This is a genomic window from Saccharopolyspora erythraea NRRL 2338, from assembly GCF_000062885.1.
GTDB classification, from domain to species: Bacteria; Actinomycetota; Actinomycetes; order Mycobacteriales; family Pseudonocardiaceae; genus Saccharopolyspora_D; species Saccharopolyspora_D erythraea.
Genome location: NC_009142.1, coordinates 2156397 through 2171221 on the forward strand (window position 1 = coordinate 2156397; position 14825 = coordinate 2171221).

Below are 14825 nucleotides of genomic sequence, written 5' to 3' on the forward strand. Positions count from 1 at the left end.
CGAACAACATTCCCCGAGGTGAACCGGGTCACCTACGGTTCCGCGAAACGAAACACCGATGTAACCGGGGCCACTCGGTAGTCGTCACGAGGACCGCTCGGTCCTCGAAGGAGGGAGGAAGGCGTTGATCGCGCTGCTCGGCTTGTGCATGGTGACCGTTTTCCTCTACCTGGTGATGAGCAAACGGCTCTCACCGATGGTGTCGCTCATCGTGGTGCCCGCGGTCTTCGCGGTGCTGGGCGGCTTCGCCCCCGACCTCGGCGACATGATCACCGAGGGCATCACCGACGTGGCGCCCACGGCGGCGATGCTGCTGTTCGCGATCATCTACTTCGGCATCATGATCGACGCGGGCCTGTTCGACCCGATCGCGCGCGGCGTGGTCCGGCTGACCCGAAACGACCCCCTGCGGCTCATCATGGGCACGGTCGCGCTGGTGGCCCTGGTGTCGCTGGACGGCGACGGCACGACGACGTTCATGATCACCGTCTCCGCGCTGCTGCCGATCTACCGCAAGCTCGGGGTGAGCCCGGTGCTGATGACCGGCCTGGCGTGCATGACCAACGCGGTCCTCAACGTCGTGCCGTGGGGCGGCCCGGCGGCGCGCGCGGCCAGCGCGCTGCGGCTGGACCCCCAGGAGCTGTTCGTGCCGATGATCCCGGCGCTGGCCGCCGGACTGGTCACCGTGTTCGCGATCGCCTACGCGCTCGGCCTGCGCGAGCGGGCCCGCCTCCGCACCCGCACCGGTGCCCCGGTGCTGGCCGGCGCGGGCGGCCCGTCCGTCACCGGTGGCGGCGACGACATCCGCGGCGGTTCGGACGAGACCACCCGCGGCGGTTCGGCGGACTTCGACGTCCTGGCCCCCGACCGCGAGTCCCTGCGCCCGAAGCTGATCTGGTTCAACGCCGGGCTGACGGTGGTGCTGCTGACCGCGCTCATCATCGGGGTGCTGCCGATCGCGGTGCTGTTCATGATCGGCACCGGCCTCGCGCTGATCGTCAACTACCCGCGGCTGGAGCAGCAGCGCGCCCGCATCGCCTCGCACGCCGACAGCGTGGTGGCCGTCGTCGCGATGGTGTTCGCCGCGGCGGTGTTCACCGGCGTGCTCTCGGGCACCGGGATGATCGAGCAGATGGCGCAGTACCTGCTGGTGGCCATGCCGGACGCGCTGTTCCCGTTCTTCAGCGTCATCGTCGCGGTGCTCAGCGTCCCGCTCACCTTCTTCATGAGCAACGACGCCTTCTACTTCGGCGTGATGCCGATCCTGGCCGAGGCGGGTGCCCAGCACGGCATCGGCGCCATGGAGATCGCCCGGGCCTCGCTGCTCGGCCAGCCGATCCACATGCTCAGCCCGCTGGTGCCGGCGATGTACGTCCTCATCGGACTGGCCAAGGTCGACCTCGGCGACCACCACCGCTTCGCCATCAAGTGGGCGCTGGTGGTCTGCGCGGTGGTCATCGCCAGCGGGCTCGGCATCGGGATCATCGCGATCCACTGACCCGGGGGCCTGCGCGGGAGGGGCGGACGACGTGGTCGTCCGCCCCTCCTCGGATGTGGAACGGCCCCCGGTCGAAGCGTTCGGGGGGCCGCTTCGAACGGGGGCCGGGCACCGGGGTCAGCGGTTGCTGAGCAGCGAGCGCAGGAAGAAGACCAGGTTGGCCGGGCGCTCGGCGAGACGGCGCATGAAGTAGCCGTACCACTCGTCGCCGTAGGCGACGTAGACCCGCAGCCGGTCGCCCTCGGCGGCGATCCGGCGCTGCTCCTCGGTGCGGATGCCGTAGAGCATCTGGTACTCGAAGCTGCCGGGGGCGCGCCGGGCCCTGGCCGCCAGGTCGCCCGCGATGGCGATCATGCGCGGGTCGTGGGTGGCCACCATCGGGTAACCGGCACCGTTCATCAGGACCTTCAGGCAGCGCACGTAGGAGCGGTCCACCTCCTGCTTGCCCTGGAAGGCCACCGAGGCAGGCTCGGCGTAGGCGCCCTTGCACAGCCGGACCCGGGACCCGGCGGTGGCCAGGTCGCGGCAGTCGCCCTCGGTGCGGTGCAGGTACGACTGCAGCACCGCGCCGACCCAGGGGAAGTCCACCCGCAGGTCGGCCAGGATGCCCAGCGTCGAGTCGGTGGTGGTGTGGTCCTCCATGTCCAGGGTGACCGTGGTGCCCGCCGCGGCCGCGGCCTCGCAGATCAGCCGGGCGTTCTCCAGCGCGATCTTCTCGCCGTCCTTGGGCAGGAACTGCCCGACCGCCGAGAGCTTCACCGACACCTCGGCCCGCCCGGTCAGCCCCGCCTCGGCGAGCTCGGCGAGCACCCGCTGGTAGGCGCGCACGGTGGCGGTGGCCTGGCCGGCGTCCAGGGTGTCCTCACCGAGGTGGTCGAGGGTGACGTGCATGCCCTGGTCGCTCAGCGACCGGGTGGCCCGCACCGCGTCCTCGGGCGCGGTGCCCGCGACGAAGCGATCCACGACCGAGCTGGTCAGCGGGTTGGCCTCGACGAGCTTTCGCACACCGGTGGAGCGGGCCGCGGCCAGCAGAGGAGTCCGGAGCATCGTGCTCTCCTTCGGCTGTTCAGGCTGGAAGCGCCCGATGGCGCTTCGAGTGGCGCGCCAGCGCCATCCGCGCGGAGCGCGGATGCACGCCGGCGAAGCGTGTCGGAAGTGGGCGTTCAGCGCGGACCCGCGTTGTGGGGCGGGGCCGAGGGCCTCCGAAGAGGCCCGTGCGGGCGCCGACCTGGTGTCCAGAACGGGCCCGCGCTGCGCGCAGGCGGCGCTGGCGCGCCGTGAAAAGCGCCGTCGGGCGCCTTTCACCCCATGTGCGGATAGGTGTGCTGCGTCGGGGCGTTGAAGGTTTCCTTGATGGCGCGGGGGCTGGTCCAGCGCTGGATGTTGAACAGGGAGCCGGCCTTGTCGTTGGTGCCGGAGGCGCGGCTGCCGCCGAAGGGCTGGCGGGAGACGATGGAGCCGGTGGGCTTGTCGTTGACGTAGAAGTTGCCCGCGGCGTGGCGCAGCGTGCGGTGGGCTTCGTCGATCGCGCTGCGGTCGGTGGCGAACACCGCGCCGGTCAGGGCGTAGGGGCTGGAGGTGTCGACGACGTCGAGGATTTCGGAGTACTTGGCGTCCTCATAGACGTGCACGGCGATGATGGGGCCGAAGTACTCGGTGGTGAAGACCTCGTCGGTGGGGTCGGTGCCGACCAGCACGGTGGGCTCGACGAAGTAGCCCACGGAGTCGTCGTAGCCGCCGCCGGCCAGGACCTCGATGGAGGGGGTGCTGGCGGCGCGGTCGAGCGCGGCCTTGTGCTTGGCGAACGCGCGGGCGTCGATGACCGCTCCGCCGAAGTGGGAGAAGTCGGTGACGTCGCCGTAGCTGATGGTGCGGGTCAGCTCGGCCAGCTGTTCGCGCAGGCCGCCCTCCCAGATGGAGCGGGGCACGTAGGCGCGGGAGGCCGCCGAGCACTTCTGGCCCTGGTACTCGAACGCGCCGCGCACGAACGCGGTGGCCAGCGGGGCCGGGTCGGCCGAGGGGTGCACGACGATGAAGTCCTTGCCGCCGGTCTCCCCGACGATGCGGGGGTAGCTGCGGTAGGTGTCGAGGTTGTCGGCGATGGTGCGCCAGAGCTTTTTGAAGGTGGCGGTGGAGCCGGTGAAGTGCAGCCCGGCCATGTCCGGGTCGGGCAGGGCGATGTCGCTGACGGCCTGGCCGTCACCGGTGACCATGTTGATCACACCCGGCGGCATGCCGGCGGCCTCGAACAGGCGCATGGTGAAGTGCGCGGCGAACTGCTGGGACGGGGTGGGCTTCCACACCACGGTGTTGCCCATCAGCGCCGGGGCGGTGGGCAGGTTGCCTGCGATGGCGGTGAAGTTGAACGGGGTGATGGCGGTGACGAACCCGTCCAGGGGGCGGTATTCCATCCGGTTCCACTCGCCGGGCACCGAGTTGGGCTGCTCGGCCATGATCTGGCGGGCGTAGTGGACGTTGAACCGCAGGAAGTCGATCAGCTCGCAGGCGGCGTCGATCTCGGCCTGCTGCACCGACTTGGACTGGCCCAGGATGGTGGCGCCGTTGATGGTGTCGCGCCACGGGCCCGCGAGCAGGTCGGCGGCGCGCAGGATGACCGCGGCGCGCTCGTCGAACGGGGTCGCGGCCCACTCGGCGGCCGCGCCCTTGGCCGCGGCCACCGCGTCGGCGACATCGGTGTGGGTGGCCTGGGCGCAGGTGCCCAGCACGTGGGCGTGTTTGTGCGGCTGCACCACGTCGAAGCGCTCACCGCCGGCCATCCGCTGCTGGCCGCCGATGGTCGAGGTCAGCTCGATGCGCTCGGACTCCAGCTCGGCGATGCGCTTTTGCAGCGACTCCCGTTCCGGCGAGCCCGGAGCGTAGGTCTTGACCGGCTCGTTGGACGGGACCGGGACCGAAGTGATGGCATCCATGGCCATTTCGCCTCCTTGCGAGAAGTCGCTGCGTGCATTCGGGGAGCACTGCGCCGGCGCAGAGTGCCCCAGAGTTCTGTTACCTCGGAGATTAGGAGTTCGGCGGGCTTGCGGAGTTGTCCGATCGGCTATCGTTGACCCGATCGGGTTGTTCGGTTGAACAAAGGAACGGGAAGTGCGGGAAATCGGCGTCGACTCGGCAGGCGTGCCGTTGCGTCAGCTCCTCATCGCGGTGGGCGAGCCGCTGGTCGACGTCCTCGCGGCGCCGAGCGGCTTCGACGTCGACGTCCGCGATGTCGTCATTGTCGACCCGGAGGAGGACTCCGGCACCCGCCGCGGGGACCTCGTCCTGGTCATCGGCGCCCGCGGGCGCGCGGCGATGCGCCTGGTCCGGGCCGCCGCCCGCGACGGTGCCGCCGCGGTCGCGGTGAAGGTCCACGCCGAGAGCGACGCCCGCGCGCTGCGCGACACCGCGATCGACGGCGGGGTGGCCCTGCTGGGCGTGCGCCCGGAGGTGCGGTGGGAGCAGCTTGAGTCCTTCGCCCGATCGGCGGTGGACAACGCCCGGCTGACCACCGACGCCGACGTGGGGGAGGCGCTGGGCGACCTGTTCTCGCTGGCGCAGACCGTCGCGGCGATGACCGACGGGATCGTCAGCATCGAGGACACCGCCAACCGCGTGCTGGCCTACTCCCGCTCCGACGACGAGGTCGACGAGCTGCGCAGGCTGTCCATCCTCGGCAGGCAGGGCCCGGAGCCGTACCTGGCGATGCTGCGCGAGTGGGGCGTCTACCAGCGGCTGCGCGCGGGCGAGGAGGTCGTGCGCATCGACGAGCGCCCCGAGCTGGGCATCCGGCAGCGGATGGCGGTCGGCATCCACGCGGGCAACCAGCCGCTGGGCACCATCTGGGTGCAGGAGGGCGAGCGGTCGCTGTCGGAGCGCTCGGAGAAGGCGCTGCTGGGCGCGGCCCGCGTGGCGGCGCTGCAGCTCATCCGCCAGCGCACCGAGGCCACCGCCGGGCCGCGCTTCCGCGAGAACCTGCTCGCCGGGCTGCTCGACGGCCGGGTCGACGCCCGCTCGGTCGCCGACAACATCGGCGCCGACGCGGACAAGCCGGCCGTGGTCGTGGTCTTCACCCTGCGGCCCGCCGACGCCGCGGGCCAGGATCGGTCCGACCTGGAGCTCCAGCGCTCCGAGATGACCAGCCTGATCTCCGTGCACGCCTCGGCCTACCGCCGCAGCGCCCTGGTCACCACCATCGGCTCGCGGGTGTACGTGCTGCTGCCGGACCTGCCGGAGCGCTCGGCGGCCTCCGCGGCGCTGAGCCTCACCCGCGAGATCGCCGCGGCTTCGCGACAGCACCTGCGGGCGCGGGTGCAGGCGGGCGTCGGCTCGGCGGTGCCGACCCTGGACGAGGTCGCCGAGTCGCGCACCGAGGCCGACCGGGTGCTCGACGCGCTGTCCCACGACCTGCGGACCTCGATCGCCACCATCTCCGACGTGCGCGCGAAGGTCGTGCTCAGCGAGGTCCTCACGCTGCTGCAGGGCAACGAGCGGTTCCGGGACGCGCGGCTGGCCGTGCTCGCCGAACACGACGCCGAGCACGGCACCGAGCTGGCGCGGTCGCTGCTGGCCTACCTGGAGGAGTTCGGTGACGTGCGGGCCGCCAGCGAGCGCATGCACGTGCACCCCAACACGTTGCGCTACCGGGTCCGGCGGGCCGGTGAGATCAGCGGCATCGACCTGGGCGACCCGGCCGAGCGGCTGAGCGCGCACCTGCAACTGCTGCTGGCGCGGCGCACGGGAACCGGTCGCCGTTGACGCGGGTGTGCCACGTCTTCGGCGCCAGGAGGAGTTGCTCTCCTCCGGCATGGGGGCGGTGCGGGACCCACGAGGAAAGCCGGTTGTCAGCTGAGGTCAAAGCCGCTTCTGAACATGTTCGGGCGAACCGACTCGCACGCTGGCCCGATGTCGCATCAGATGCAATACAAGCCGTTCGGTGCACCGCGGGCAGTGATTCGATGAGGTGCCGGCCGCAGATGGTGTCGTAACCCGGGTGGCCATCGCTGTCGCCATGTTCAGCTCTGCCTTCCGAGGGCGTCGCACGGCATTCCCGGGCAAATCCGTGGCCGGGTCAGTCGTAGCCTCGGATGAGGTGGCTCTCGTCGGTCTCGGCAACGTTCAGAGCGTCTGTTGTCCTGCGGCGATCGGGATTGGTCAGTTCCGCCGGCTCCCAGCAGGCGTCCTCGGCCTGCTGGGGAGCTACGACAATAGGGGATGATGCGGAGAGGGGCATCGCGGTTCCTTCCAAATGCGGGATGCGGTTCCCGGTTTTGCTTCTTCTTTTCGTGGATCGCGTTTCTTCTCTTTCGGTTCTGGTTTCCTTGGAAATGCAGCTGGCTGGAATTACGGCTCTTCGCCCGTTCAGGAATTCCAGCACGACTGCATGTGTTGTATATCACATCGCAAGCGCGGTGATGATCGACCTGCAAAAATTGTGCTTTTCTGGTCAGCAATCGATGTGCAGACGGGCACGGTGCGGACGCGCAAGCCCGGCGCTCGACGGTCAGCGCTGGGCGGACTCCTGGCGGGCGGTGACCCAAGCGGCGATCTGAGTGCGGGAGCTGAAGCCGAGCTTGGTCAGGATGTTCTCCACGTGCCCCTCCGCGGTCCGCGTGGAGATCACCAGCCGCGCCGCGATGTCCCGGTTCGTCAAACCCTCGGCGACCAGCTCGGCGATCTGGAACTCCCGCCTGGTCAGCAGCGGCTGCTCCCCGGTGGGCTGCCGGGCGTCCCGCGGCCGCTCGGTCTCCAGCGCGAAGTCCACGGCCTGCGCGGCGGACAACCGGTGCCCCTGCTCGAACGCCTGCTCGTAGGCGCTGTCTCCCAGGGCCTCGCGCACGCCGGCCACGTGCGCGTGGTGGGCGTGGGCGAAGCTGGAGTAGAACTCCGGCGAGCCGCCCAGCGACTCCCACACCGACGCCGCGAGGCCGAAGAGAGTGGCGGCGCGGCCGTGCCGCCCCAGAGTCGCCTCCACCCACGCCAGGGTCTCCAGCGAGAACGCCATCGCGGTCCGGTCGGCCAGCAGCCTGCCGAGCCGCAGCGACTCCTTGCACGAGCGCTCCGCCCGCTCCGGCTCGCCCGCGGCGACGTCGACGTAGGCGTGCGCCCACAGCGCGTGCGAACGCCAGAAGGTGTCACCGAGCCGCACGGACTTGTCGATGCAGGCGTCCAGCAGCATCCGGCCCTTCTCCGCCTGGCCGCGGTGGCCGACGGTCAGCCCGTACAGGAACAGCGTGAGCATCTCCCCGCGCAGCGACCCCGCCGTCCGGAAGCGCTCGTAGGCCTCGCCGAACAGCGGGTCCGCGCGGTCCACATCGGCCTCGACCAGCGCCTCCATCCCGCGCAGGTGCGCCAGGTAGGCCAGCTCCTCCGAGCTGCCGATCCGGGCGGCCAGGTCCTCCGACTCGCCCAGCGACGAGCGGGCGGTGCCCGCGTCGCCCTGCTGCAAGGCGAACCAGGCGTCGAGCATCAGGCTGGAAAGGCGCTCGTGGGACGGTTCGGTCGCCGAGGCCAGCAGCCGGTCCAGCCACATCCGGGTCTCGGTGTGGTAGCCGCGCAGGGACAGGAAGTCGGCGAGCTGGACCACCATCCGCAGCCCGGCCTCGGCCTCGCCCTCCTGGCGGGCGCAGTAGTCGAAGGCCACCCGCAGGTTCGGGTGCTCCAGCCACAGCCGGTTGATCCAGGCGGGCTCGTCGGGGCCCAGCCACTCGGCTGCGAAGCGCCGCGTCAGCCCGGCGAAGTAGTCGCGGTGGCGGCGCCGCGCCGCCTCGTGCCCGCCCCCGGCGGCCAGCTTCTCGACGCCGTAGGCGCGGGTGGTGTCCAGCATCCGGTAGCGCGCGACGGCCTGCCCGGAGTCGCGCAGGAAGATCGACTTGTCCACCAGCGCGTCCACCAGTCCCAGCACGTCGGCCTCGGCCACCCCGTCGCCGCTGGCGACGTGCTCGACCGCGTCGAGGTCGAAGCTGCCGGAGAACACCGATGCCCGCGCCCACACCAGCCGTTCGGGCGCCGAGCACAGCTCGTAGCTCCAGTCGATCAGCGCGCGCAGCGTCCGCTGCCGGGGCGGCAGGCCGCGGGTGGCCTCGCCGAGCAGCCGGTGCTGCTCGGTCAGCCGGTCGGCGATCTGCTCCAGAGACAACGAGCGCAGGCGCACCGCGGTCAGCTCGATCGCCAGCGGTATCCCGTCGAGGTCGTGGCAGATGCGGGCCAGCGCCTGGTAGTTGCTCTGGTCGACCTCGAAGCTGGGCAGCACCGCCGCCGCGCGGGCGACGAACAGCCGCACCGAGTCGAAGTGCGCGACCGCGTTCGGCGAGCCGGCGTGCTCGGGATCGGGCACCTCGAACGGCGGCACGGTGTAGGTGCACTCGCCGACCAGGCCCAGCGACTGCCTGCTGGTGGCCACCACCCGCAGCTCGGGGCACACCTGGATGAGCGTGTTGACCAGCGCGGCGCACGCGTCGACCAGGTGCTCGCAGCTGTCGAGCACCAGCAGCGTCGGGCCCGCGCCCAGCCGCTCGACGACGGCGTCCTGCACCGGCCGGGAGGACTGCTCGTGGATCTCCAGCTGCTCGGCGACGGTCTGCGGCACCAGGTTCGGCTCGCGCAGCTCGCCCAGGTCGACGAACCACGCCTGGTCGTGGAAGGCCCGGCGCACGTCCGCGGCGACCCGCATCGACAGCCGGGTCTTGCCCACCCCGCCCGGACCGGTCAGCGTGACCAGCCGGTAGACCGACAGCAGTCGTTTGACCTCGGTGAGCTCGTGCCGCCGTCCGACGAAGCTGGTCGTTCCCGCGGGCAGGTTGCCCGCACTGCGCCGTTCGGTGGTGGTCCGTGCCACGCGAACAGACTAGTACGGGGCATCACGAGGTGTAGACCGCGTGATCAGACGTCGGCCCTCACCCCGGTCCGGCCTTCCGCGCTGCTCTGCGGTCCGGCGGTCGGCTCCGGCCGTCCGTGCTTCCCCGCGGTCGGGCACCCGGTCGCGGGCGGGCTGTCCGCAACGTCCGGCTTGCGCCGACGTCGCGTGACTGTCCGGGCACAGCAGGTTGACCGGACGGTCGGTATGCGTATCGAACCAGGTATTTGCACGGGTACAACCCCCAGCGCCGATGCGCCAGTCTCGTCACCCCGCTCCTGTACTCGGGAGTAGGAAACGAACAGCCGGGGCCGCGGGTGCTGAATCACCGGGCCGCCGGTGTACGGCGACGAAGCCGGTCCTGCCGCCGGGCAGGGTCGGCCGGGGCGTCCGGCCCTCCCTCCGACGGGCCGGACGATCCGGCCGGGCCCTCGGCGGTGGTGGTGGCGGAGGTGGATCAATGGCGATGAGCACGGTGGTCGGACGCACGCGATGGAAGGTCTTCGCGCTCGTCTTCGTGGTCGGGCTCGCGGGCGTCGGACTGATGTTCACGGGCCTGACCCGGGGTGCGCTCGCGGCGTCGTTCTCGGTGTCGGGCATGAGCTACAAGGCCTCCGGGGACAAGCTCGTCAGCGAGGGAGTGGTGCAGTACGGGTCGGTCGACCATGGTTCGTCGGGCGCGCACCCGGTGCTGGTCAACGGCTTCCGCAAGGCCCGGATCGACAACTTCTGCCAGTCGTTCGTCGTGCCCGCGCTGCCCGTGGTCGGCGACGTCACGGTGAAGATCGCCGCGCCCGGCCAGGCGGGCATGTCGGCCGACAACATGGTGCTCGGCGTCGAGCAGGTCAGCGGCGACATGACGCTGAGCAACGTCGAGATCGGACGGGACGCCGCGACCTTCGACAAGGGGCCCGGTGGCGCGCAGGGGCCGTCCGGTGCTTTCGGCATCCAGGCCGACGGGGCGCAGATCGACCGGCTGCGCCAGGTGGCGTGGTCCACGACGGCCTCCACTCTCAAGCTCAACCAGGTCCGCATCGCCGCGAGCGCGGGCCACGACGAGTGCTTCTGACCCGATCGCCTTCCTGACCCCGACTCCTCGAACGAACGGGTGGTGACCCCAGTGGTGCATGGCAGCGACGCGAGGACCGCACGCAAGGGCATCCCGGACTCCCGCGATTCCCGCGAACCCGGGCGCTCCCGCGACGCCGGGCGCGCCCGCGAACCCGGGCGCTTCCGCGACATCGGTCGTGCCCGTGGCACCGGGCGCTTCCGCGATACGGGGCGCTCCCGCGACTCCCGCGACACCGGGCGCTTCCGGAAGTTCCGGCGGGGACGGCCGTTCTGGGCGGGGCTGTTCACCACCGCGTCCGGCCTGGTCGTGCTGTTCCCGCCGTACGCGTCCCTGCGGTTCGGCGACGCGATGATCTCGCTCAACACGATGGGCGGCATCTCGTCGCTGGTGATCGGGGTCGTGCTGGTGAGCTGCGGTATCTCGTTCTGGGCCCGGCCGGAGCTGCGGGTCGGCGCCGGGGTCGTCGCGCTGCTGCTGTCGCTGGTGGCGATCGTGACCTCGAACCTCGGGTCGTTCCTGCTGGGCACGCTGCTCGGGATCACCGGCGCGGCGCTCGCGCTGGCGTGGTCGCCCGGCGCTCGCCGCCGGGGCGGCGATGACCAGGTCGGCGATACGGCGTCCGCGGAGCCGACCGGGATCGTCGCCTCCGGAGTTGCGGCGGTGCGGTCCCGGTCGTCCCGTCCGGCCGGCTCAACCGACCGGACGGGTGCGTGAGGGACTTGCCGCGCGTTCACCTCGCGGCGGCCGCGTCGCTGGCGGTGGTGCTGGGCGGTCTCGCCGCGCCCGCCGCCTCCGCGCAGGGCGGGGTGCTGTGCCCGCTGGTGCAGGTGCTCGTCCCGTGCCAGAGCCCGGGAACCACGTCGACACCGGCGCCGACGAGCCGGCCCTCGAAGTCGGCCAGCCCCTCGGAGACTCCGTCGTCCTCGGCCGCACCGTCGTCCTCGACGGCACCCCCGTCGACGACCGCACCGAGCCCGTCGACCGCACCGAGCCCGTCGACTACGTCCAGCCCTTCGGCGACACCCAGCCCTTCGACTACGCCGAGTCCTTCGGTGACGCCGCGTCCGTCGGGAACACCAACCCCATCGGCCTCGACCCCGCCGCCTTCGACCACGGCGTCCGCGCCGCCGAGCGGCTCCGCCACGGCGCCGCCTGCCCCCGCGCCGGCGGCGAAGCCGGGCCTGCCGTCGGCGCAGCCGACGGGCACCGCACCCGGACCGGGCCGGATCTGGACCATGACCGGCACCAGGCTCAAGCTGAGCGGCGTGCGCTACCGCGGTCCGGCCGACCGGGACGTGCAGGGCAGACCGATGCGGACGCTGCACTTCACCGTGGACGGCCTGGAGATCACCGACCTGGTCCAGCGCGGTCTGCTCGGCAACGGCAAGGTGCAGAAGGCCGCGGGCAGACCCGGCGGCACCTCGACGGTGACCGAGGGACCGGTCGAGCTCTACACCCTCCAGCTCTCGGGCACCCTCGCCGTCGCGGGGCTCCCGCTCGTGCCGGTCACCCTGTCGCCGGAGTCGCTGCCGGCGCCGAACCTCGACCTGGGCTTCCTGCGGCTGCCGGAGATCACCTTCACCGACGTCGTCGCCCGCAACACCGACCTCTCCGGCGGCACCCTGCGCATCCCGGGCGCCACCATCGTCGGCGAGTGAGCGGTGCCCGGCTAGAGCTTGCGCAGCCGCACCCGGTTGATGGAGTGGTCGATGTCCTTGCGCAGCACCAGCGTCGCCCGCGGCCGCGTCGGCAGGATGTTGTCCACCAGGTTCGGCTCGTTGATGGTGCGCCAGAGGTGGCGGGCCTCGGCCCGCGCGTCCTCGTCGGAGAGGCCGGCGAAGTGGTGGAAGTGCGAGCCCGGGTCGGCGAAGGCGGTGTGGCGCAGCGCCAGGAACCGCTCGACGTACCACTGCTCGATGTGCTCGGTGTGGGCGTCGACGTAGATGGAGAAGTCGAACAGGTCCGACACCGCCAGGCTCGGGCCGGGCTGCAGGACGTTGAGCCCCTCCACGATCAGGATGTCGGGGCTGCGCACGACGTTCTCCTCGCCGGGCACGATGTCGTAGGCGACGTGGGAGTAGACCGGGGCGCTCACCTCGGGCGCGCCGGACTTCACCTCGGTGACGAACCGCAGCAGGGCGCGTCGGTCGTAGCTCTCCGGGAAGCCCTTGCGGTGCATGATCCCGCGCCGCACCAGCTCGGCGCGCGGGTGGAGGAAGCCGTCGGTGGTGACCAGGTCGACCCTGGGGTGGTCGGGCCAGCGCGCGAGCAGGGTGCGCAGGATCCTGGCGGTGGTGGACTTGCCGACCGCGACGCTGCCCGCGATCCCGATGACGAACGGGGTCTTGGAGCGGCGCGACTGCTCGCCCAGGAACGTCGTGGTGGTCTCGTGCAGCCGCTGCCGCGTGGCGACCTGGAGGTTGATCAGCCGCGACAGCGGCAGGTACACGTCGGCGACCTCGGCGAGGTCGACCTGCTCGCCGAGGCCGCGCAGCGCGTCGAGCTCGGTCTCCGACAGGGGAAGCGGCATGGAGTTGCGCAACTCCCGCCACTGGTCCCGGTGCAACTCGACGTACGGGCTCAGTTCGCGAACGCGCGTCACAGGCACCCCTCGGCAGTGAGGACGCTCCGCAGAGCGGCTGCGGTGCCGCCGATGGTCATCGGCGGCACCGCGCACTCTAGGTCGCCCGCACCTCACCGCGCTGTGACGCAGTGCACGATGAGATCGACGTTATTCGCCTTGATCGATCTGAGCGCCCTTGCGGGCCGGGTTCAGCTTCGAGTTGCGGTAGCCGTAGGCGAAGTAGATCACCAGGCCGATGGCGAACCACGCCCCGAAGCGCAGCCACGTCTCCGGTGCCAGGAAGGTGACCAGCCAGATCGAGAAGATGATGCCGATGATCGGCACGATCGGCATGCCCGGGCACTTGAACCCGCGCGGCAGGTCGGGACGGCGGTAGCGCAGCACGACCACCGCGGCGCACACGATGACGAACGCCAGCAGGATGCCGATGTTGGTCAGCTCGGCGGCCTCGCCGATCGGCAGCAGACCGGCGATGAGCGCCGAGGCGATGCCGATCAGCCAGGTGAACCGGGACGGCACCTTGCGCGTGGGGTGGGTCTTGGCGAACCAGCGCGGTAGCAGCCCGTCGCGGCTCATGGCGAAGCCGACCCGGGTGACGCCGAGCATGAAGGTGAACAGCACGGTCAGGATGCCCAGGATCGCGCCGATGGCGATCACCGCGCCCACCGCTGGCAGGCCCACGTCGGCGAAGGCGCTGGAGAACGCGCTCTCGGAGCTGATCTGGGTGTAGGGGATCATGCCGGTGAGCACCAGGCAGGCCAGCACGTAGAGCACCATCGAGATGGCCAGCGAGTACATGATCGCCTTGGGCATGTGCTTCTGGGCGTCCTTGGACTCCTCGGCCGCCGTGCTCATCGCGTCGTAGCCGAACACCGCGAAGAAGACCGTCGCGGCGCCGGTGAACGCGCCGCCGATGCCGTATGGCAGGAACGGCTGGTAGTTGCCCGCGTTGATGTGGAACGCGCCCACCACGATGACCAGCAGGACGACGGCCACCTTGAGGTAGACCAGCAGCGTCTCGAAGCGCGCCGCGCTCTTCATGCCCTGGTTGAGCATGAAAGCGATGAACAGGCACAGCAGCGCCGCGAACAGGTTGATCTTGTAGCTGCCTGGGGGTGCGCCGGCTTCGGCCTCGGTGCCGGGTGCCCCGGACATCCACAGCGGGAGGTCGATGTGGAGGAACCCGAGCAGGTCGTTGAAGTAGCCGGAGATGCCGATCGCGACCACCGCCACGATCGCGGTGTACTCCAGCAGCAGGTCCCAGCCGATCAGCCAGCCGACCACCTCGCCCAGCACGACGTAGCCGTAGGTGTAGGCCGAGCCCGCCTTGGGGATCATGCCCGCGAACTCGGCGTAGGAGAACGCCGCCGCGGCGCTGGCGATGCCCGCGATGAGGAACGACAGCAGCACGCCCGGTCCGGCCTTCTCGTTGGCCACCGCGCCGGCCAGGGAGAAGATCCCGGCCCCGATGATGCCGCCGATCCCGATCGCGGTGAGCTGCCAGAGCCCCAGCGAACGCTGCAGGCCGGTCTCGCCGTCCTCGGAGATGTCCGCGACAGGCTTGCGGCGGAATATCCCCCGTCCGGGGTGGAGGTTGGTTGCCACGGGTTGCTCCCTGTTTCCTGCATTTGGTGCGAAAAGCGTACGTGTGCTCGCGTGACCTGCGAAGCCGTGTTCGTCACCGACCTGCCCGGAGCGCTTTCCGCGCTGGTAACCCGGACGTGGCCTGCAGCACGTTGCGGCGAAACCTACGCCGGGGCGCCGTCCGGCCAGGTTGTCGTTTCGGACGACATATCGTGCATTTGGTTGTTCGATCGCACTA

General features: G+C 70.8%; 12 protein-coding genes. 5 read left to right on the forward strand and 7 right to left on the reverse strand.

The window, feature by feature from the left end:
• The first annotated feature begins 124 nt into the window (after positions 1-124).
• Complete coding sequence (locus SACE_RS09685) at positions 125-1498, forward strand: CitMHS family transporter (RefSeq protein WP_009942528.1); 1374 nt, start codon at positions 125-127, stop codon at positions 1496-1498.
• Positions 1499-1615: 117 nt separating this feature from the next.
• On the opposite strand, the gene SACE_RS09690 is transcribed toward SACE_RS09685, so the two are convergent.
• Positions 1616-2545, reverse strand: coding sequence for a proline dehydrogenase family protein (locus SACE_RS09690; protein ID WP_009942527.1), 930 nt, complete (start codon positions 2543-2545; stop codon positions 1616-1618).
• A gap of 254 nt (positions 2546-2799) precedes the next feature.
• Positions 2800-4428, reverse strand: coding sequence for an L-glutamate gamma-semialdehyde dehydrogenase (gene pruA, locus SACE_RS09695; RefSeq protein WP_009942526.1), 1629 nt, complete (start codon positions 4426-4428; stop codon positions 2800-2802).
• 175 nt (positions 4429-4603) lie between these two features.
• On the opposite strand from pruA, the gene SACE_RS09700 reads away from it, so the two are divergent.
• Complete coding sequence (locus SACE_RS09700; protein WP_009942524.1) at positions 4604-6250, forward strand: PucR family transcriptional regulator; 1647 nt, start codon at positions 4604-4606, stop codon at positions 6248-6250.
• Positions 6251-6563: 313 nt separating this feature from the next.
• Here SACE_RS09700 and SACE_RS38145 read toward each other — a convergent pair whose 3' ends face one another.
• Positions 6564-6869 (reverse strand): hypothetical protein, encoded by a 306-nt coding sequence (locus tag SACE_RS38145; RefSeq protein ID WP_152538732.1) that lies wholly within the window; start codon positions 6867-6869, stop codon positions 6564-6566.
• Between the two features lie 126 nt (positions 6870-6995).
• Positions 6996-9329 (reverse strand): ATP-binding protein, encoded by a 2334-nt coding sequence (locus tag SACE_RS09705; protein WP_009942522.1) that lies wholly within the window; start codon positions 9327-9329, stop codon positions 6996-6998.
• 484 nt (positions 9330-9813) lie between these two features.
• On the opposite strand from SACE_RS09705, the gene SACE_RS09710 reads away from it, so the two are divergent.
• A complete protein-coding gene (locus tag SACE_RS09710; protein ID WP_231849957.1) occupies positions 9814-10416 on the forward strand; it encodes a DUF6230 family protein in 603 nt (200 codons plus the stop codon).
• A 42-nt stretch (positions 10417-10458) separates the two neighbouring features.
• Positions 10459-11133 carry a DUF6114 domain-containing protein gene (locus tag SACE_RS09715; protein ID WP_231849958.1) on the forward strand — a complete coding sequence of 225 codons (675 nt, stop codon included), beginning with the start codon at positions 10459-10461 and terminating at the stop codon, positions 11131-11133.
• A 16-nt stretch (positions 11134-11149) separates the two neighbouring features.
• On the opposite strand, the gene SACE_RS09720 is transcribed toward SACE_RS09715, so the two are convergent.
• A complete protein-coding gene (locus SACE_RS09720; RefSeq protein WP_152538733.1) occupies positions 11150-11656 on the reverse strand; it encodes a hypothetical protein in 507 nt (168 codons plus the stop codon).
• Between SACE_RS09720 and SACE_RS09725 the strand changes: the two genes are divergently transcribed.
• A complete protein-coding gene (locus tag SACE_RS09725) occupies positions 11655-12077 on the forward strand; it encodes a hypothetical protein (protein WP_009942517.1) in 423 nt (140 codons plus the stop codon). The genes SACE_RS09720 and SACE_RS09725 overlap by 2 nt on opposite strands.
• Before the next feature lie 11 nt (positions 12078-12088).
• On the opposite strand, the gene coaA is transcribed toward SACE_RS09725, so the two are convergent.
• Together coaA and SACE_RS09735 are read right to left on the reverse strand one after the other, a co-directional pair.
• Positions 12089-13021: a type I pantothenate kinase gene (coaA, locus tag SACE_RS09730; RefSeq protein ID WP_009942516.1), complete on the reverse strand. Its 933-nt coding sequence runs from the start codon at positions 13019-13021 to the stop codon at positions 12089-12091.
• A gap of 129 nt (positions 13022-13150) precedes the next feature.
• Positions 13151-14608: an amino acid permease gene (locus SACE_RS09735; RefSeq protein ID WP_009942515.1), complete on the reverse strand. Its 1458-nt coding sequence runs from the start codon at positions 14606-14608 to the stop codon at positions 13151-13153.
• Between the last annotated feature and the right edge of the window lie 217 nt (positions 14609-14825).